Origin of the sequence: Ancylobacter mangrovi (genome assembly GCF_024752355.1) — a bacterium.
GTDB lineage: Bacteria > Pseudomonadota > Alphaproteobacteria > Rhizobiales > Xanthobacteraceae > Ancylobacter > Ancylobacter mangrovi.
Map to the genome: position 1 here is coordinate 104,734 of NZ_JANTHZ010000005.1, position 18,657 is coordinate 123,390.

Here is an 18,657-nt window from a genome sequence, read left to right on the forward strand (position 1 = left end):
CGTCCGGCCAGCGGATATCTGCATAGGTGACTGCCGCGCCCCTGCGCGAGCTCCCTCGTCGCCACTGCGGAAGAACGTCCATGTCGAGATCCCGCCCCGGTTCGCGCGCCGCCGCCATGCTGCTGGCCGCCCTGCTCGCCTTCACCCTCGCCCCGGCCGCCCGCGCCGACGACGCCCCGGCCCCCGCGCAGGCCCGCCACGTGGTCGCCATCGGCGGCGCGGTGACGGAGATCCTGTTCGCGCTCGGCCTCGGCGATCGGGTGATCGCGGTCGACACGTCGAGCACCTACCCGCCCGAGGCGCTGGCGAGCCGCCCCAATGTCGGCTACATCCGCGCGCTTTCGCCGGAAGGCGTGCTCTCCGTCGGGCCCGATCTCATCATCGCCCAGGAAGATGCCGGCCCGCCGGACGCGGTCGCCGTGCTAAAGGGCGCCGCCATCCCGTTCGAGACCATCCCGCTCGCCCGCGATCCGGCGGATGTGAGCGCGAACGTCCGGGCCGTCGCCAAGCTGATCGGCGTGCCCGCGCGCGGCGAGGAGCTGGCCGGCGCGGTGGAGCGCGACTTCGCGGCGCTCGCCGCCATGCGGGCGAAGATCACCTCGCCGCGCAGCGCGACCTTCGTCCTCTCCGCCTCCGGTGCCGCGCCCGTGGTGGGCGGCTCGGGCACCAGCGCCGACGCCATGTTCCACCTCGCCGGCGTCGAGAACGCGATGGCCGGCGTGCACGGCTACAAGCCCGCCGTCGACGAGGCGATGCTGGGCGCCGACCCCTATCTCATCATCCTGATGAAGGACCGCGGCCACGGCCTCACCGACGCGGCGGTCGCGCAGATGCCGGCCTTCGCCGGCACGCAGGCCATCGCCGCCGGGCGGCTCCACCGCATGGACGGCGGCTATCTCCTGAATTTCGGCCCGCGCACGCCCGAGGCCGCCCGCGACCTCGCCGCGCTGGTCTATCCCGAGCTCGACCTGCCGGCGATGCCGTCCCATCCCTGGACGCGGGGCTCCGACACGCCGTGAGCGAGACCGCCCTGCCTCTCGCGGCCACCCGGGGCGCGCGAGCGTCCCGCGCCGGGCTCGGCATCGCCCTGTGCGGCGCGCTGCTCGTCCTCGCCTTCCTCGCCTCGCTGGCGGTCGGCCCGGTGACCATCGCCCCGGGACAGGTGGCGACGATCCTGATCGACGCGCTCGCCGGCAAGCGGGCGAGCGGCGGCGCGGCGCTGCGCGAGGCGGTGATCGTGCTCGACATCCGCCTGCCGCGCACCCTGCTCGGCCTGCTGGTCGGAAGCGGCATCGCCACCGTCGGGGCGATGATGCAGGGCATCTTCCGCAACCCGCTCGCCGATCCGGCGCTGATCGGCGTCTCGAACGGCGCGGCACTGGCCGCCGTGATCTGGATCGTGCTCGGCGCCCATCTCGCCCTCCTGCTGCCGCCCGTGCTCGCCGATGCCGGGCTGCCACTGATGGCCTTCCTCGGCGCGCTGCTGGCGACGCTGACGCTCTATGCCATCTCCACCCATCAGGGGCGCACCTCGGTGCCGACCATGCTGTTCGCCGGCATCGCCATCGGCGCGCTGGCGGCGGCCGGCACGGGAGTGATGATCTTCATGGCCTCCGACCAGCAGCTTCGCGACTTCACCTTCTGGTCGTTCGGCAGCCTTGGCGGGGCGACCTGGCGCAAGGTGCTCGCCGCCCTGCCCTTCATGGCCGCGCTGGCGTTCGCCGCCGCGCGCCTCGGCCGGCCGCTCGACGCGCTGGCGCTGGGCGAGGCGGAAGCCTTCCATGTCGGCGTCGACGTGCAGCGCACCAAGCGGCTCGCCGTCGCCGGCATCGCGGCCGGCGCCGGCGCGGCGGTGGCGGTGGCGGGAGTGATCGGCTTCGTCGGGCTGGTGGTGCCGCACCTCATCCGGCTGGTGATGGGCCCCGGCCACCGCACGCTGCTGCCCGCCGCGGCCCTGCTCGGCGGCGCGCTGCTGCTCGGCGCCGACGTCATCGCCCGCACCGTCGCCAGCCCGGCCGAGCTGCCGCTCGGCGTCGTCACCGCCGCGCTCGGCGCGCCCTTCTTCATCGGGCTGCTGCTGAAGCGCCGCGCCGCCCTGTTCGGCTAGCGCCATGTACGCCGCCCTCGACATCGAGATGACCGCCTCGGGACGCACGCTGCTCGCGGGCGCGAGCGCCGCGATCGCGCCCGGCCGCATCACCGTGCTGATCGGCCCCAACGGCGCGGGCAAGTCCACCCTTCTCAAGGTCACCGCCGGAGAACTACGCCCGCAGCGCGGCCATGTGCGGCTCGAAGGCTCCGACATCGCGACGCTGCCGCCGGCCCGCCTCGCCCTGCGGCGCGCGGTCGTGCCCCAGCATGCACAGGTCGCCTTTCCCTTCACCGTCGCCGAAGTGGTCGCCATCGGCACGCCGAGCGGGCGGTTCGACCCCGCGCCGGTCGCCCGCGCGCTGGCCGAGGTCGAACTCTCCGGCTTCGAGCATCGTGCCTATGAGAAGCTGTCGGGCGGCGAGCGCCAGCGCGTGCAGCTCGCGCGCGCCCTGGTGCAACTCGACCCGGGCCGCCCCGATTCACACCATGGGGCCGGCTACCTCCTGCTCGACGAGCCCACGGCGAGCCTCGACCTGGCGCAGCAGATCCTCGTCGTGCGGCTGATGCGCAAGCTCGCCGCGACGCGGGGGATCGGCATTCTCGCCGTGCTGCACGACCTAAACCTCGCCGCCATGGCGGCCGACCAGATCGTGGCGCTGAAGGAGGGGCGCGACGTCGCCAGCGGCACGCCGCGCGAGATCATCACCGACGATGTGCTGGCCGCGCTCTACGGCGTCGCGGCGCGGGTCGGCTGGGCGCCGGGCACGCCTTTCCTGCTGCCGCAGTCGCTCGACCGCTGACGAGGAAGGCCGCGCCAGCGGTCAGCGGCTGCCTGCGCCTTCCCGGCCCAGTTCGTCACCAATCAGGCCGAGCACATGGTCGAAGGCCGCGCAGGCGGCCTGCTCGGCCGCGCGCTCGCTGTCCTCGTCGAGTTCCACCGCGTCGAGCGCGGCGGTGAAGCGGCGCCAGTGCAGCCCCCGCCCTTCCGGGTGGCCGGCGAGATGGCGCGCCCCGAACGTGTCCGAGAAGCCGATCTTCGCCGCATCCTTGGCGAGGAAGGCGGCGCCCATGTTCGAGCCCTCGACCACATAGAGCCAGCCCAGCGCCTCGGCCTGCGGCAGGCGCGACCCGAAGGCGGCGTCCGGCGGCGCGAGGCCGAGATCGGCGAGATCCTGCTCCAGCGCCGCGAGACGCGAGCGCACTGAGAGGTCCGGTAGCAGCGCGTGCATCGCCGGGTCGGCATAGAGCGGCTCGACATGCCGGTGCAGACGGAACTGGAACCGCAGGAAGCGCGCATAGCTCTCCCGGTCGGCGAAGGGGTTCGCCGCCATCACCGCATGGTCCACCCGCTCATGGGCGGCGCTGGTCGCCGCCCGCAGCCGCTTCGCACGGGTCTCAGGTCCCGCATCCGTCGCGATCGTCATCATTCGTCCTGCTTCAGGAGTTCCGCCTCGGCGGTCGTCACTTGGTGATCAGCGCCGGCTCGGCCTGCGCGACCTCGCCACCGCCGAAGCGGACCGTCAGCCCCGCCTTCACCGTCAACCCCGCGCTCGGCAGGAAGTTCTGATACTGGGTATATTGCTCGTCGAGAAGGTTCTCGACCGAGAACCGCACAAGCGTGTTCTCGTTGGGCTGGTAGCCCGCATAGAGGCTGACGAGGTTGAAGCTGTCGGTCGCGTCGTAGACCGAGTTGGTCGGCAGGTCGCTCGCGGTCACAGCCGCCACCGCCGTCCAGCGCGCCGCAACCGTGAGCTTGCCCTCCCAGAAGCGGAAGCCGAGCGTAGTGGTGATCTGGTCGGGCTGCACGGTGGAGAGCGGCTGGCCTTCGTCCGGCCCCGCCGTCACCTCCCCGGTCATCGTCTGGCCGGACAGGCCGAGGAACCACTTGCCGGCATCGTAGGTGCCCTCGAACTCGAAGCCGCGCAGCCGCGCCTCGTCGACGTTCTGGTACTGGGCGAGCGAGTAGTCGTTATAGGCGACGCAGTATCCGCGCACTGAATAGATGCAGGCCGGGCTACCATAGGTCACGAGCTCGATATAGTTCTCGACATCGTTCTGGTAGTAGTTCGCCTTGATGCGGAGCCGGTCCCCGGTGACGAACAGATTGTCCTGCTTGATGTTGACGCCGACTTCCTTGTTCTTCCCGATCTCGGCCTCGAGATTGGGGTTCGGCACGAAGCTGAACGGGGTCAGGCCGCCGGAGAAGACCGCCGGATGCGGGCCGGCCACCAGCGCCTCGGTCACGCTCGGCGCGCGGTAGCCTTCGGCATAGGTGCCGTAGACGGTCAGCCACGCGACCGGCGTGATGCCGAGGGTGAACTTCGGCGACAGCCGGTCGCCGCTGGTGCCGCCATCGGCCGAGCTGAGCGAATAGGCGTCGTAGCGCAGCGCCGCGATCGCCTCGAGCCAGGTCGAGTAATTCGCCTTCCACTGCACGAAGGCGCCGCCCACGCCGCGCTCGCCCGAGGGGTTGTAGCCCTCGCCGAAGCCGTAGTCGTCCGTGTTGTCGACGTCGTCATGGAAGTAGTCGCCACCATAGGTAATCGCGTTCTCGACCGCGCCCAGGGCGAAGCGGCTGGTGTTGTTGGCGTCGAAGCCCACCGTATCGATGACGAAGCTGCGCGGATCGCCGACGTCGCCGGTGATCAGGCTGGAGCTACCCACGACCTTCACCTGATCCTCGTCCACGCGGTTCCAGTAGACGGAGGAGCGCCAGTCGAACAGGTTGTCGTCGGGGTTCGAGTAGTTCCAGCTCGCCGTGGCGGTCGTGTTGGTCACGTCCGTCGCATATTGCGTGGCGGTCGAGGAGGCAGAGCTGCCGGTGGTGAACTGGCTCTCATAGTTCATCACCTCGAACTTCAGCTCATGGAAGTCCGCCGGCCGGATGGTGGCCTTGGCAATGCCGGTCCAGGTCTCGTAGCCCGTATAGGCCACCTCGTTCCCGTCGCCGTCCTTGTAGTCGTCCTGGTTGCGGTAGGTGCCGCCGACGAACAGGTCGACGTTCTGGCCCACCCGCGCCGCGCCGAGCAGCGAGCCGTAGCCCATCGGCCCGTTGCCGGCGAACTCGCCGTCCGCCTCGACGCCCCAGGTCTCGTTCGGCCGCATGATGTCGTCGGCGTCCTTGGTGCGCATCGTCACCACGCCGCCGATGGCGCCCGAGCCGTAGATGTTCGAGACCGGGCCACGCACCACGTCGACGTCGGCGATCAGCCCCGGCTCGACGAAGAAGGTGCCCGCCCCGTCGCCATGGCCGAGCTGGGTGAAGTTCTGCCGCGCCCCGTCGACGAACACCGCCACGCGGCCGAAATCCTGCAGGCCGCGAATGTTGATCGCGGTCTGCGGCGAGTTGCCGTTCTGGATCGCGGTCACGCCCGGCATGCCCTCGAACAGGTCCTGCGTGCGCATGGGCATGAGCATCTCGATCTGCTCGGGGCGCACTACGCTCACGGCGGCGAGCGTGTCGATCCAGCTCTGCTGCGTGCGCGTGGCGACGACGGTGATCGGGTCGAGCTCGACCATCTGGTCGGTCAGCACCACCTCGGCGGTGGACGCCGGCGTCGCGGCCGGCTGCTGCGCCAATGCCGGCGCCGTTGCCGTTGCCGCGGCCAGGGCGAGCAGCGAAACGCCCCATCCGGCGCTACGGGCGGAGAGAACCGAAGAGAGCCCGGGCAAACGGCGGATCACGCGTGTCATCATCTTCCCCTGACAGAACGAAGCATCGGTCGCGGAACGTCACCGCTCCGCGCCGGAAATCGATCAGGACGAAGAATCCCCCAACGTCCCGTACAGGGATTTGAGTAGATTTGCTTAATATCCGAGTCAACGGGTATGTTTTTACAGTATAAAAGTTCAAAACTGCGATTATTTGAATGATTTTAAACCATGAACGACTCGCAATCCCGCAGACGTTTTCGGCAATTTGTGCAATTTATACGAATTAAAAGAAGGAACCCCCTTGCTGTCTCCAGCGCATGCCGCAACTGACGCTGGCAACGACCATCGCCGGAAGCGACACGCCCACAAACGAAGGGCGCCGCCCGCGCACTGGCGGACGGCGCCCCTTCAGCGATCATCGCTCGGGTCAGTTGTGGTTGAAGCCGGCCGCCTCGTCCGGGGTCATGGGCAGCGTCACCGGATGCTGGGCGAAGAACTCCACCGAGCGGCGGATGTCGTCGATCAGCAGGCAGGCGAGGTCGTAGCTGACGCCGTGCCGCACGAGGATGCGCTGGATCACCAGGTCCTGCCGGTCGGCCGGCATGGAATAGGCCGGCACCTGCCAGCCGCGCGAGCGCAGCCGGTCGGCCAAATCGTACAGCGTGTAGCCGCCGATCCCCTGCTCCTCCTTCAGCTTCCAGCACAGCGCCGGAATGCCGTCCCGGCTGTCGCCGTCGAACAGGATCTCGAACGGGCCGATCTTGCCGATCTCCTTGGCGAGGAACTGCGCCGTCTCGTAGCAGGCGGTGTGGATCTTGCGGTAGCCCTCGCGGCCGAGCCGCAGGAAGTTGTAGTACTGCGCGATCACCTGCCCGCCCGGGCGCGAGAAGTTGAGCGCGAAGGTCGGCATGTCGCCGCCGAGATAGTTCACGTCGAAGATCAGCTCCTTCGGCAGGTCGTCCGCCTCGCGCCACACCACCCAGCCCACGCCGAGCGGGGCGAGGCCGAACTTGTGGCCGGAGGTGTTGATCGACTTCACCCGCGGCAGCCGGAAGTCCCATTCGAGGGCCGGAACGCAGAACGGAGCGAGGAAGGCCCCGCTCGCGCCGTCGACATGGATCGGGATGTCGAGCCCGGTCTCGCGCTGCAGCTCGTCCAGCGCATCGCTCACCGCCTTCACCGGCTCGTACTGGCAGGTGAAGGTCACGCCCAGCGTCGGCACCACGCCGATCGTGTTCTCGTCGACCCGCTTGAGCACCTCTTCCGGGTTCATGATCAGCCGGTCGCCCTCGAGCGGGATCTCGCGCAGCTCGACGTCGAAATAGCGGGCGAACTTGTGCCAGCAGATCTGCACCGGGCCGCAGATCATGTTCGGCTTGTCGGCGGGCAGGCCGGCCGCCTTGCGCTTCGCGCGCCACTGCCATTTCAGCGCCAGCCCGCCCAGCATCGCCGCCTCGGACGAGCCGACCGTCGAGCAGCCGAGCGTGCCCTGCGGGTCGGGCGAGTTCCACAGATCGGCCAGCATGTGGACGCAGCGCGCCTCGATCTCGGCGGTCTGGGGATATTCGTCCTTGTCGATCATGTTCTTGTCGATCGACAGCGACATCAGGTTCTGGATCTCGTCATCGACCCAGGTCTGGCAGAAGGTGGCGAGGTTCTGGCGCGAGTTGCCGTCCAGCATCAGCTCGTCGCGCACGGCGGCGAAGACATGGCGCGGATCCCGCTCGGCCTTGGGAAAATGGACCTTGGGAAGCTGCTTCAGGAGGTCGCTCGACGAATAGACGTCGTCGAGGATCTCGTTGCGCAGCTCGCGGCCGGAATGATGCGACGTCAAGGCTAGCCTCCCTCACCAGAGTATGTCGTTTTTCCCGCGGCGCGGAACGTCATCGGCGCGGCACAATGGATGACTGTTCTGGCGCGACAATCGCGCCATCCGCCGATTGCGGTCAATGTGAGCCGGATATTGAATCACTCATCTTCCGAACCGTGAGGATAGACATATCGCCCATTCGCCGATACCGCGAGCGGGTAACGGAGCGACGCTCTGCGCGAACGCCTCTTGAGTGGAAGTCGGACGATGACGGGCATGGAGAGGCTGCGGACCCCGGACAGTGAGGATGGCCATGGCGGCCCCTCGCCCGGAACGCCCATGGCGACGGCCGGGGCGTGGCCCTTCGTCACGCTGCGCCGCTACCACCTGCCGGGCCGGCGCGTGGTCTGGCGCGACCGCCAGCACCGCAAGGGGCTGGAGCGCGAGGCCCGCGCGCTGGAGGCGCTGCCGGTCGCCTTCTGGCAGACGCAGATCTACAATTTCTATGTCGGCCTCATCTTCGCCGTCGGGTCGTTCCTGTTCATGCTCGGCAGCGCGCTGTCGCTGATACCCGGTAACGCGGGGGTCCCGCTCCACATCGTCAACGCCATCTTCTTTGCCGGCTCGGTCCCCTTCACCACCGCCGCCTACATGCAGCACCTGCAGGCGGCGAATGCGAGCGCCTTCGCGCCCGACCCGGCCGCGCACCTCCCGCGCGAGCGCCCTTCGCTGATCGGCTGGCATCCGCGCAGCCCGGGCTGGCTCAGCACCTTCACCCAGTTCGTCGGCACGCTGGCGTTCAACGTGAACACCTATGACGGGCTTCACGCCCCCGCGCGCTGGTACATGCAGGACCTCGCGCTCTGGCTGCCGGACATGGTCGGCTCGGTGCTGTTCCTGGTCTCGGCCTATCTCGCCTTCATCGAGACCAGCCACGGCTACTGGAGCTGGAAGCCGCGCGAGCTCGCCTGGCAGATCGTGTTCGTCAATCTCGCCGGCTGCGTCGCCTTCATGGTGGCGGCCGTCCTCGCCTATGTCCCGCGCGGCGCGGAGCCGGCATGGATCGGCGCCGCCTCGAACGCGAACCTGTTCGCCGGCGCGCTGTGCTTCTTCATCGGCGCCGCGCTGTCGATGCGCGAGAGCCGCCTCGCCGCGCCGGCGTAAGGGGCGTCAGGCGGCCCGCGCCGCCTGCTCGAGGATGCGCACGAGCTGCGCCGCCGCTTCTTCGACCTGCGCCGTGCCCACGTCGAGATGGGTGACGACGCGCATGCGGGTCGGGCTCTCCACGCCGAGCCGGATGCCCTGCTCGGCAAGCGCGGCGGCGATCCCGCCGGCCTCGATCCCGCAGCCGGACAGGTCGAGGAACAGGATGTTGGTCGTCACTTCAGCCGGGAACACCTTCACCCCGCCCGCGCCGTCGACCTTGCGGGCGAACAGGCGCGCATTGGCGTGGTCCTCGGCGAGGCGCTCCAGATTGTGGTCGAGCGCATAGAGGCCGGCCGCGGCCAGATAGCCGGACTGGCGCATGGCGCCGCCGAGCCGGTGCTTCCAGTACCAGGCTTCCTCGATGAATTCCTTCGTGCCCGCCAGCACCGCCCCGACCGGGCAGCCCAGCCCCTTGGAGAGGTCGATCCAGGCGCTGTCATAGCCGCGCGTGTGGTCGGCCATCGGCGCGCCGGAGGCGACGGCGGCGTTGGGGAGCCGGGCGCCGTCCATATGGGCGGCGAGGCCGCTCGCATGGGCGAGGCGCGCCATCTCCGCCAGTGTCGCCGTCGGCCACACGCTGCCGCCGCCGCGATTGGCGGTCTGCTCCACCGATATCACCCGGCTGCGCGGCGAGCGGTGGCGCGGCGCCCGGATCGCGGCGCGCGCCTCCTCGACGCCGAAGATGCCGTCCGGCGTCGCGACGGGGCGGAACTGCGCCCCCGCGAGCGCCGACGCCCCCGCCCCTTCCGAGCCGAACACATGCGCGTTCGCGGCGACGATGATCTCGTCGCCGGGCCGGCAATGCACGAGATAGGCGATCTGGTTGCACATGGTGCCCGAGGGCAGGAACAGGGCGTCGTCCATGCCCAGCATCTGCGCCACCCTTGCGCACAGGGCGAGCGTGGTCGGGTCCTCGCCGCGCTGCTCGTCACCGACCTCGGCCGCGCCCATCGCCGCCAGCATGCCGGCCGAGGGGCGGGTCGAGGTGTCGGAGACGAGATCGATCGCCCAACTCTTGGTCGCGGTACCCTGCGTCACTTTCCGGCCTCCAGATGATGGGCGAGCCGCTCGAACAGGCGCGCCACGTCATCCTCGTTGTTGTAGAAATGCGCCGCCGCGCGCAGATGGCCGTCCTTGCTGGCGACCCGCACCCCGTCGGCCGCCAGCAAAGACTCCATCCGGTCCGCATCCGCGCCGCCGAGATCGAAGCTGACGATGCCCGCCCGCTGGTTCCACGGTCGCGGCGTGCGCAGCCCGAGCCCGTGCCGGTCGGCCTCCTCGATCATCAGGTCGGTCAGCGCATGCACCCGCGCCTCGATGGCGCCGAGCCCGATCGCGCCGATGAAGCGGGCCGAGCGGCGCTGCACGGCGAGGCCGAGGAAGTTCGGATTGCCATATTCGAACCGGTGCGCGTCCGGCGCCAGCTCCGGCTCGGGGTCGGTGCGGTCGAAGGTGGCGAAGGAATATTTGGCGGCGAAGGGCGGGCGGAAGCGGTCGAGCGCCTCGGGCGCCACATACATCAGGCCCGCGCCGGCGACGCTCATCTGGGCCTTGTGCCCGCCCGAGGCGACCACATGCGCGCCGAGATCGTCGAGCCGCCGGTTCAGCACCCCGATCGCCTGGATGCCGTCGACCAGGAACAGCACGCCCTTCTCGCGGCAGAGCTGCGCCAGCGCGTCGACATCGGCACGCTCGCCGAGCCCGTAGGCGACCCAGGCGATGGAGAGGATGCGGGTGCGCGCATCCACCGCCGCGCGCAGCGCATCGGTGCTCACCTGCCCGTCCGGGCCGGCGGCGACGATGCGCAGCTCGACCCCGCGCCGGGTGAGCGGGCGCCAGGGGAAAGTGTTGTTCTCGTGCTCGGAGACCGAGATCACGACATTGTCGCCCTCGCGCCAGTCGAAGCCCTGGGCAACGATGTTCACCGCCTCCGAAGTGTTCTTCACCAGCGCCAGCGTCTCCGGCGCCGCGCCGAAGGTCTCGCCGACCGCGCGGCGCGTCTCCTCGACCTTGTCCATCGAGAAGGACTGCTTGCCGGCCGCCGGACCCTCGATGTCGGCGAACCAGTCGGCCGCGGCCTGCGCCGCGCAGCGCGGCAGCAGCGCCTTGCGGGCGATGTCGAGATAGGCGGTGGACTGCGTCGCGCCGAACTCGCGGCGCAGAGCGGCCCAGTCCGGCGTGCCGTCGGCGAGGCGAGGAACGAGCGGGGTCTCGTCCTGCGGCGGATGCATGGTCTTGTTCATGACGTCCTACGTGATGGGGCCCTGATTGGCGTGGGAAATCTGTCCGATGAAGGTCCGGGCGCGTTCCGTCGCCGGAGCTTCGAAGAAGGTGGCCGGCGGCGCGGCCTCGACGATCTCGCCGCGGTCCATGAACACGACGAGGTCGGCGACGCGGCGCGCGAAGCCCATCTCATGGGTCACGACGATCATGGACTGGCCGGCCGCCGCCAGCTCCTCCATCACGTCGAGCACCTCGTGCACCATTTCCGGGTCGAGCGCCGAGGTCGGCTCGTCGAACAGCATCACCTCCGGCTCGAGCATCAGCGCGCGGGCGATCGCCACCCGCTGGCGCTGGCCGCCGGAAAGCTGGCCGGGAAACTTCAGCGTCTGGTCGCTCAGCCGCACGCGGGCGAGAAGGCCGTGGGCGCGCTCGGCCGCCCGCGCCTCCGGCTCGCCGCGCGCATAGACCGCGCCGAGCGTCAGGTTCTCCAGCACGGTGAGGTGCGGGAACAGGTTGAAGCTCTGGAACACCATGCCGGCGTGCCGGCGCACCTCGGCCAGCGCCTGCGCGCTGCCGTCGAGCCGGGTGCCGCACACGGTGAGGTCGCCCTCGTGGAACGGCTCCAGCCCGTTGATGCAGCGGATCAGCGTCGACTTGCCCGAGCCGGACGGCCCGCACAGCACGATCTTCTCGCCGCGCGCGAGGCCGAGCGCGACGTCCCGCAGCACATGGTGCTCGCCGTACCATTTGTTGAGGCCGGCCATCTCGACCACCAGCCCGCCGCGCTCGATCCCGCTCATCGCGCCGCCTTCCGCGCCCGGCGCTGGTTGTCCCGCTCGATCGACGAGCCATAGGCGGACATGGCCGAACAGATGAGGAAATAGAGCAGGAAGACGAACAGGTACCCCTCCGTGCCGTAGCGCACCCACTGCGGGTCCTGCAGCGCCGCCTTGGTGGCGCCGAGCACGTCGAACAGGCCGAGAATGCTGAAGAACGTGGTGTTCTTGAAGGCACGGATGATGTCGTTGAACAGCGCCGGCACCACGATGGCGAGCGCCTGCGGCAGGATGATCTTGCGCGTGCGCAGCCAGTAGCCGAGCCCGAGCGCCTTGGCCGCCTCGTCCTGGCCCTCGGGTATCGCCTGCAGCCCGCCGCGGATCACCTCCGCGGCATAGGAGGCGAAGAACACGATCATGCCGACCTCGGCGCGGATCAGCTTGTCGACCGTGAGCTGCGGCGGCAGGAACAGCGGCAGGATCAGCGCCGCGAAGAACAGCAGCGCCAGCAGCGGAATGCCGCGCACGCCCTCGATCGTCGCCACGCAGATGAACCGCACCACCGGAAGCTGCGAGCGCCGCCCCAGCGCCAGCAGCACCGCGAGCGGCAGCCCGCCGGCCACCGTGCCGCCGAAGATGATGAAGGTCAGCGGCAGGCCGCCCCACACATCGGTACCCACCGCCTCGAGGCCGAGAAAGCCGCCGCCGAGCAGCAGGATCGAGGCGACGAACACCACCGCCCAGCCAGCGAGGCGCAGCGTCACCGACAGGAGCCGCGTCGCCGAGATCGCGCCCCAGCCGAGCCAGAGCGCGACGACGAGTGCCCCGCGCCACTGCTGCTGATAGGGATAGGCGCCGAACAGGATGACGCGGTATTTCTCGGCGATCACCGCCCAGCAGGCGCCGGCCGCGTCGCGGCAGGCGCTGCCGTCGCCCGGCGAATACCAGACGGCGTCAACCACGCTCCACTGCAGCACCCGCCACAGCACGATGGCGATGACGGCACCCAGCACGAAGGTCGCGACGCCGCCCAGCGGCGAGTTGAACAGGTGCCGGTGCAGGAAGGCGCGGACGCCGCGCGGCACCTCGGGCGGGGTGCGGGTCGCCGCCGTGCCGGAATAGGCGAAGGAGCGCGGAGCGGTCGTCATCTCAGCGCTCCGGGATCTGCACGAAGCGGTTGACGAGATTGGCGACCGCACCGATGGCGAGGCACATCAGCAGGTAGATCACCGCCATGATGCACAGCACCTCGATGGTGCGCCCGCTATAGGTCAGCGCCGTGTTCGAGACGCTGAACAGGTCCGGATAGCCAACCGCGACGCCGAGCGAGGAGTTCTTCAAGAGGCTCACATATTGCGCGGCGAGCGGGGGCACGATCACCCGCATCGCCTGCGGCACCATCACCTTCCGGTAGAGGTCTGCGCGGCGCAGGCCGATGGCGTTGGCGGCCTCGATCTGGCCAGCGTCGACGCTGATCAGCCCGCCGCGGATGATCTCGGCGATGAAGGCGGCAATGTAGAAGGACAGGCCGAAATAGATGGCGAGGAATTCCGGCGCCAGCGTCGCCCCGCCCGTATAGTTAAAGCCGCGCAGCACCGGCACCGACCATCCCGTCGGCGCGCCCATGGCGAGCCAGGCGGCGAGCGGCGGCAGCACCAGCGCGGCGATCTCGACGACGCCGACATATCGCCAGCGCCGGCCGGTGCGGCGCCGGCGGCGATCGGCGAGACGGCCGATCGCAAAGGCGGCGATCGCGCCGACGACCAGCATGCCGGCCACCAGCAGCGCCACCCCGCCCTGCTCCGGCGCCGGCACGGTCAGGCCGCGATTGGAGGCATAGCCGAGCCCGAGCAGCGGCCAGGACTGCCGGGGCGGCGGCAGCAGGGTGAAGAAGCTGTACCAGAAGACGATCTGGACGAGCTGCGGCGTGTTGCGGAACGCCTCGACATAGGCCTTGGCGAGGCCCGAGACGAGCGCGTTGCCCGACAGCCGCGCGAAGCCCAGCGCCACGCCGAGCACGCTCGCCGTCACAATGCTCACCAGCGAGAGCAGCACCGTGTTGCCGACGCCGACCGCAAACGCGTCGAGATAGGGCGAGCCCGGCGTGAAGGTGAAAAAGGCTTCGCCGAGCGCAAAGTTCGCGGGGTCGAGCAGGAAGCCGAAGCCCGAGGTCATGCCGCGCTCGTCGAGCGCGCGGCGGGCGTTCATGGCCAGCCACAGCACCAGCGCCAGCAGGGCCAGCACCAGCAGCGCCTGCCAGACGAAGGCGCGCACGCGCGGGTTCCGCCACGGCGGAATGCCCGGGGACGGCGCGCCGGAGGACGGCACGCGCGGCGCCGCCCCCTGCGATGTGGATGACAGGCTCATCGACGAGCGCTCGCCACCGTTGCCATGGTCACAGCGGCGGCGCGTAGATGAGGCCGCCGTCGGTGTACTGGGCGTTGATGCCGCGCTCCAGCTTCAGCGGCGAATCCTTGCCGACATTGCGGTCGAACACCTCGCCGTAATTGCCGACCTGCTTGATGACGTTGTAGGCCCACGCCGGATCGAGACCGAGGCCCTTGCCGCCGGAATCGTCGACGCCGAGCAGGCGGCGCACGGTGGCGTCCTTGGAGTCGGCCTTCATCTCGTCGACGTTCTTGGAGGTGACGCCGCTCTCCTCGGCCTGGAACAGCGTGAACACGGTCCACTGCACGATGTCGCGCCACTGCGGGTCGTCCTGGCGCACCACCGGGCCCATCGGGTCCTTGCCGAAGATCTGCGGCAGGATCACGTAGTCGTCCGGGTTGGGCGCCACCGCCGCGCGGGTCGAGGACAGGCCGGAGGTCGACTGCACCGCCACGTCGCAGCGCCCGCCGAAGAAGGCGGTGTTGATCTCCTTCTGGTCGTCGATGACGACGAGCTTCAGCTTGATGCCGAACTTCTTCTGGATGTCGGCCACCACGCGCTCGGAGGTCGAGCCGGGACGCACGCAGACGCTGGCGCCGTCGAGCTCCTGCGCGTTCTTCACGCCGAGCGCCTTGGGCACCATCAGGCCCTGGCCGTCATAGAAGGTGGGCGACACGAAATCGAGGCCGAGATCGGTGTCGCGGGCGCGGGTCCAGGTGGTGTTGGCCACCGTGACGTCGACCTCGCCGGTCTGCAGCGCGGTGAGGCGCGTCTGGTTGTTGGTCTTGAGGAACTTCACCTTGCTCGCGTCGCCGAACACTGCCGCGGCGAGGGCCCGACAGGTGTCGACGTCGATACCGTGCCATTCGCCCTTGCTGTCGACCGCCGAGAAGCCCGGGCGGCTGCCGTTGACCGCGCAGGTCACGACCCCGTTCTTCTTCACCGTGTCGAGCGTGGACGCGCCGGCCGGGCCGCACACGGCGGCAAGCGCGCTCAAGGCCACGAGCCCCGTCGCCAGATAGTTCCTCATCTCACTGTCTCCGTGCCTCTGGTTATGACGCTTGTGCGTCGCTTTTCTGCTTGGAAGTTCGGGGTGCGCTGGTCGCGCCGAGACGCAGCCGCATCTCGAGGCCGCGACGCAGATGCGCGCGCATCAGCTTCGCGGCGGCCCGCGGCTTGCGCGCGATGATCGCGTCGAGGATCTCGATGTGGTCGGTGAGCGTCGAATAGACGTTCTCGTGCGAGAAATAGCGCGGCAGGTGGAAGGCGAGCCGGAAGCGCAGGCGCAGCAGCCGCACCGTCTCGACCAGCGCGGCGTTGCCGGCCGCCTGCATCATCAGCTCGTGGAATTCGGTGCCGGCGTCGTCGATCTCCACCGCCGTGAAGGCGGAAGGGTCCTGCGCCATGGTCCGCATGCGCGTGCCGCAGGCGACGAAGGCCGGCGGCGCCTCGCTTGCCGCGGCGAGCTCGGCGGCGAGGCATTCGAGCGCCTCGCGTACGCGGTAGATCTCGGCGAGGTCCTCCGCCGCCACACGCCGCACGAAGGTGCCGCGCGCCGGCTTCACCTCGACCACGCCCTCCTGCTCGAGCTGGTGCAGCGCCTCGCGCACCGGCATGCGGCCCATGCCGAGCTGCTCGGCGAGCTTGCGCTCGGAAAGGGGCGCGCCCTCCTCCAGCGTGCCGCTGAAGATCAGCGCCACGAGGCGGTTATAGGCGCGGTCGCGCTCGAACTCGAAGGTGCTCGTCATACCGGCATACTGGACGACCGGTATACCAGTTACAAGCCGAAAGATTGGACGGCCACTGTCCGTTTCGTGGCCATCGGGGTGCCGATGGAGCGCGCGGATGGCGCGCCGGAACGGGACGCGGCGGCTCGGAGGCGGCAACGGACCGTCCGTGTTTCAGGGAATCGCGGGATCGGCGTTCCGCCGCTGGGAAGACGGCGAGGCGGCCGGACTATGTGAGAAGGTCGCACCGACGGCGCCCCGTCATCGGGACGGCGGCATGATCACTGGTGCGGGCGGCCGGACTCGAACCGGCACTCTCAGAGAGAAACGAATTTTAAGTTCGTTGCGTCTACCCGTTTCGCCACGCCCGCAGGTGCTGCCGTATCGGCCAGCTTAAAGGGATTCCCGACTTGGCGCGCCGGCACAACGAATATCCTTCAATATTCCAAATATCTCTGCGGGGCGTCGCCTGAAGGGCGGCCGATCGGCCCCGCGCCCAGCTATTCGCGCGGCCCTCCACCGCCCACCGGCCCGCCGCATGAGGCTGCCGAGCGGACGGGGCGGGAAGAATCAGCTCAGCCCGCCGATGAAGCCCGATTCGTCGACGAAGATGTTCTCGGCCGCGGGGTGCGAAGGCAGTCCCGGCATGGTCATCACGTCGCCGCACAGCGCCACCACGAAGCCCGCGCCGGCGGAAAGCCGCACGTCCCGGATCGGCAGGATGAAGCCCTCCGGCGTGCCGCGCCAGGTCGGGTCGGCGGAGAAGCTGTATTGGGTCTTCGCCATACAGACCGGCAGTTCGCCGTATCCCATCGCCTCGAAATCGGTCAGCTTCCTCAGCGCCGCCGGCTCGGCCGAAACGCCCGCCGCGCGATAGATGCGCTGCGCGATCGCCTCGATCTTCTGCACCAGCGGCAGCCCGCTCTCATAGAGCAGGCGGAAGTCGGACGGCGCGTCGGCCAGCCGGATCACGTCCTCGGCAAGGTTCATCGCGCCGGCCGAGCCGTCGGCCCAGTGCGAGCACGGATGCACCCGCGCGCCGACCGCCGCGCAGGCCGCCTCGATGGCCGCGATCTCATCCGGCGTGTCGCTGGTGAAGCGGTTGATCGCCACCACCACCGGCACGCCGAACGCCGTCATGTTCTCGATGTGCCGCACGAGGTTTCCCGCGCCGCGCTTCACGGCGGTGACGTTCTCCGGGCCGAGGTCCTTCTGCGCCACGCCGCCATGCATCTTCAGCGCACGCACGGTGGCCACGATCACCACTGCCGAGGGCGCGAGGCCCGCCTGCCGGCACTTGATGTCGAGGAACTTCTCCGCGCCCAGATCGGCGCCGAAGCCGGCCTCCGTCACCACATAATCGGCGAGGCCGAGCGCGGTGCGCGTCGCCATCACCGAGTTGCAGCCATGGGCGATGTTGGCGAACGGGCCGCCATGCACCAGCGCCGGCGTCCCCTCCAGCGTCTGAACGAGGTTGGGCTGGAACGCGTCGCGCAGCAGCGCGGCCATCGAGCCGGTGATCTTGAGTTCGCCGGCCGTCACCGGCTGGCGCGCCCGGTTCTGCGCCACAACCATGCGCCCGAGCCGCTCCTCGAGATCCTCGAGCGAGCGGGCGAGGCAGAAGATCGCCATCACCTCGCTGGCGACGGTGATGTCGAAGCCGTCCTCGCGCGGGAAGCCGTTGGCCGGCCCGCCCAGGCCCACGATCACGTTGCGCAGGGCGCGGTCGTTGAGGTCGACCACCCGGCGCCAGCTTATGCGGCGGGTGTCGATGTCGAGCGCGTTGCCCCAGTAGACGTGGTTGTCGATCGCCGCCGCCAGCAGGTTGTGGGCGGCGCTGATGGCGTGGAAATCGCCGGTGAAATGCAGGTTGATGTCCTGCATCGGGATGATCTGCGAATGCCCGCCGCCGGTCGCCCCGCCCTTGGAGCCGAACACCGGGCCGAGGCTCGGCTCGCGCAGGGCGATGGCGACCTTCTTGCCGGCGCGCGCCAGCGCGTCGCCGAGCCCGATGGTGGTGGTGGTCTTGCCCTCGCCCGCGGGGGTCGGGTTGATGGCGGTGACGAGGATCAGCTTGCCGCCGGCCCTCGCCTCGGCGTGACGGGCAAAGCCGAGCGCGATCTTGGCCTTGTCATGGCCGTAGCGGAACAGCGCTTCGGCCGGCACGCCGAGCTTGGCGCCGATCTCCTCGATCGGACGCGGCTCGACCTTCGCCGCGATGGCCGCGTCGCTGTTCGGATCGATCTCACGCACTGCCTTGTCCATCACGCTTGCCACCCTCTTCGCGTCTCAGGCCGTGCGCGCACGCTCGGCCAGTATGGCCACCAGCAGCATCCCGCCGATGACCGACAGATGCTCGATGGCGAAAAAGAACTCGATCTGCGCCATGTCGCCTTCCATCGTCCAGAAATGATGGACGATCGGGATCGTCAGCAAGGTGAACACCCCGAGCACGCCGGCGCCAAGCCACGTCGCCCGGTTGATGAGGATCAGCGCGCCGCCCGTCAACTGGGTGACGATGGTGAGCACGGCGAAAAGCCAGGGCGGGTTGAGCCCGAAATGGGCCATCTCGGCCTGGGCGCCGGTGAAGTTCAATAGCTTGTCGATGCCGCTGCCGAGGAACATGAACACCAGCAGGAGGCGCGCCACGAAGGCGGTCACGGGGGACCGCAGGATGCCGGAGATCAGGGCGGGAGTCATGGGTGAGTTTTCCTAAGGAGAGCCGCACGTATTTGGATACTGCAACATCCGGTTGAAAGCGAGTGGCCATGCGGTCTCGCGC

16 protein-coding genes and 1 tRNA gene are annotated in these 18,657 nt (G+C 69.4%); 4 read left to right on the top strand and 13 right to left on the bottom strand.

Annotated elements, in window-relative coordinates; translation table 11 throughout:
• Positions 1 to 80 precede the first annotated feature (80 nt).
• The 3 genes from NVS89_RS12745 to NVS89_RS12755 are packed head-to-tail and all read left to right on the top strand — an operon-like array spanning position 81 to position 2,891.
• Positions 81 to 1,019 carry a heme/hemin ABC transporter substrate-binding protein gene (locus NVS89_RS12745; protein WP_258733134.1) on the top strand — a complete coding sequence of 313 codons (939 nt, stop codon included), beginning with the start codon at positions 81 to 83 and terminating at the stop codon, positions 1,017 to 1,019.
• Positions 1,016 to 2,107, top strand: coding sequence for a FecCD family ABC transporter permease (locus NVS89_RS12750; RefSeq protein ID WP_258733135.1), 1,092 nt, complete (start codon positions 1,016 to 1,018; stop codon positions 2,105 to 2,107). The genes NVS89_RS12745 and NVS89_RS12750 overlap by 4 nt, the downstream gene beginning before the upstream one ends.
• Before the next feature lie 4 nt (positions 2,108 to 2,111).
• Complete coding sequence (locus tag NVS89_RS12755; RefSeq protein ID WP_258733136.1) at positions 2,112 to 2,891, top strand: heme ABC transporter ATP-binding protein; 780 nt, start codon at positions 2,112 to 2,114, stop codon at positions 2,889 to 2,891.
• A 21-nt stretch (positions 2,892 to 2,912) separates the two neighbouring features.
• On the opposite strand, the gene NVS89_RS12760 is transcribed toward NVS89_RS12755, so the two are convergent.
• The 3 genes from NVS89_RS12760 to gad all read right to left on the bottom strand — a co-directional run bounded on the left by NVS89_RS12760 (position 2,913) and on the right by gad (position 7,579).
• Entirely contained in the window at positions 2,913 to 3,515 is a 603-nt protein-coding gene (locus NVS89_RS12760) for a biliverdin-producing heme oxygenase (protein ID WP_258733137.1), read from the bottom strand.
• Between the two features lie 37 nt (positions 3,516 to 3,552).
• On the bottom strand, positions 3,553 to 5,670 hold the full coding sequence (locus tag NVS89_RS12765) for a TonB-dependent hemoglobin/transferrin/lactoferrin family receptor (RefSeq protein WP_258733138.1): 2,118 nt from the start codon (positions 5,668 to 5,670) through the stop codon (positions 3,553 to 3,555).
• Positions 5,671 to 6,172: 502 nt separating this feature from the next.
• Entirely contained in the window at positions 6,173 to 7,579 is a 1,407-nt protein-coding gene (gene gad / locus NVS89_RS12770) for a glutamate decarboxylase (RefSeq protein ID WP_258733139.1), read from the bottom strand.
• Positions 7,580 to 7,831: 252 nt separating this feature from the next.
• Between gad and NVS89_RS12775 the strand changes: the two genes are divergently transcribed.
• Entirely contained in the window at positions 7,832 to 8,719 is an 888-nt protein-coding gene (locus NVS89_RS12775; protein WP_258733140.1) for a hypothetical protein, read from the top strand.
• Between the two features lie 6 nt (positions 8,720 to 8,725).
• Here NVS89_RS12775 and NVS89_RS12780 read toward each other — a convergent pair whose 3' ends face one another.
• From NVS89_RS12780 to NVS89_RS12825, 10 genes are all read right to left on the bottom strand, one after another.
• Positions 8,726 to 9,799: a threonine aldolase family protein gene (locus NVS89_RS12780; protein ID WP_258733141.1), complete on the bottom strand. Its 1,074-nt coding sequence runs from the start codon at positions 9,797 to 9,799 to the stop codon at positions 8,726 to 8,728.
• Positions 9,796 to 11,004, bottom strand: coding sequence for an aminotransferase class V-fold PLP-dependent enzyme (locus NVS89_RS12785; RefSeq protein ID WP_258733142.1), 1,209 nt, complete (start codon positions 11,002 to 11,004; stop codon positions 9,796 to 9,798). Before NVS89_RS12785 ends, NVS89_RS12780 begins: the two co-directional genes overlap by 4 nt.
• A gap of 6 nt (positions 11,005 to 11,010) precedes the next feature.
• Positions 11,011 to 11,784, bottom strand: coding sequence for an amino acid ABC transporter ATP-binding protein (locus tag NVS89_RS12790; RefSeq protein WP_309486223.1), 774 nt, complete (start codon positions 11,782 to 11,784; stop codon positions 11,011 to 11,013).
• Complete coding sequence (locus NVS89_RS12795; RefSeq protein WP_258733143.1) at positions 11,781 to 12,908, bottom strand: amino acid ABC transporter permease; 1,128 nt, start codon at positions 12,906 to 12,908, stop codon at positions 11,781 to 11,783. The genes NVS89_RS12790 and NVS89_RS12795 overlap by 4 nt, the downstream gene beginning before the upstream one ends.
• A 1-nt stretch (position 12,909) precedes the next feature.
• Positions 12,910 to 14,127 (bottom strand): amino acid ABC transporter permease, encoded by a 1,218-nt coding sequence (locus NVS89_RS12800; RefSeq protein ID WP_258733144.1) that lies wholly within the window; start codon positions 14,125 to 14,127, stop codon positions 12,910 to 12,912.
• Positions 14,128 to 14,155: 28 nt separating this feature from the next.
• Positions 14,156 to 15,178, bottom strand: a complete 1,023-nt coding sequence (locus tag NVS89_RS12805; protein WP_258733145.1) for an amino acid ABC transporter substrate-binding protein — start codon at positions 15,176 to 15,178, stop codon at positions 14,156 to 14,158.
• Positions 15,179 to 15,200: 22 nt separating this feature from the next.
• Positions 15,201 to 15,896, bottom strand: coding sequence for a GntR family transcriptional regulator (locus NVS89_RS12810; protein ID WP_258733146.1), 696 nt, complete (start codon positions 15,894 to 15,896; stop codon positions 15,201 to 15,203).
• 264 nt (positions 15,897 to 16,160) lie between these two features.
• Positions 16,161 to 16,246: transfer RNA gene (locus tag NVS89_RS12815), tRNA-Leu, on the bottom strand.
• Between the two features lie 199 nt (positions 16,247 to 16,445).
• Complete coding sequence (locus NVS89_RS12820) at positions 16,446 to 18,140, bottom strand: formate--tetrahydrofolate ligase (RefSeq protein WP_258733303.1); 1,695 nt, start codon at positions 18,138 to 18,140, stop codon at positions 16,446 to 16,448.
• Between the two features lie 24 nt (positions 18,141 to 18,164).
• Positions 18,165 to 18,575, bottom strand: a complete 411-nt coding sequence (locus NVS89_RS12825) for a DoxX family protein (RefSeq protein WP_258733147.1) — start codon at positions 18,573 to 18,575, stop codon at positions 18,165 to 18,167.
• Between the last annotated feature and the right edge of the window lie 82 nt (positions 18,576 to 18,657).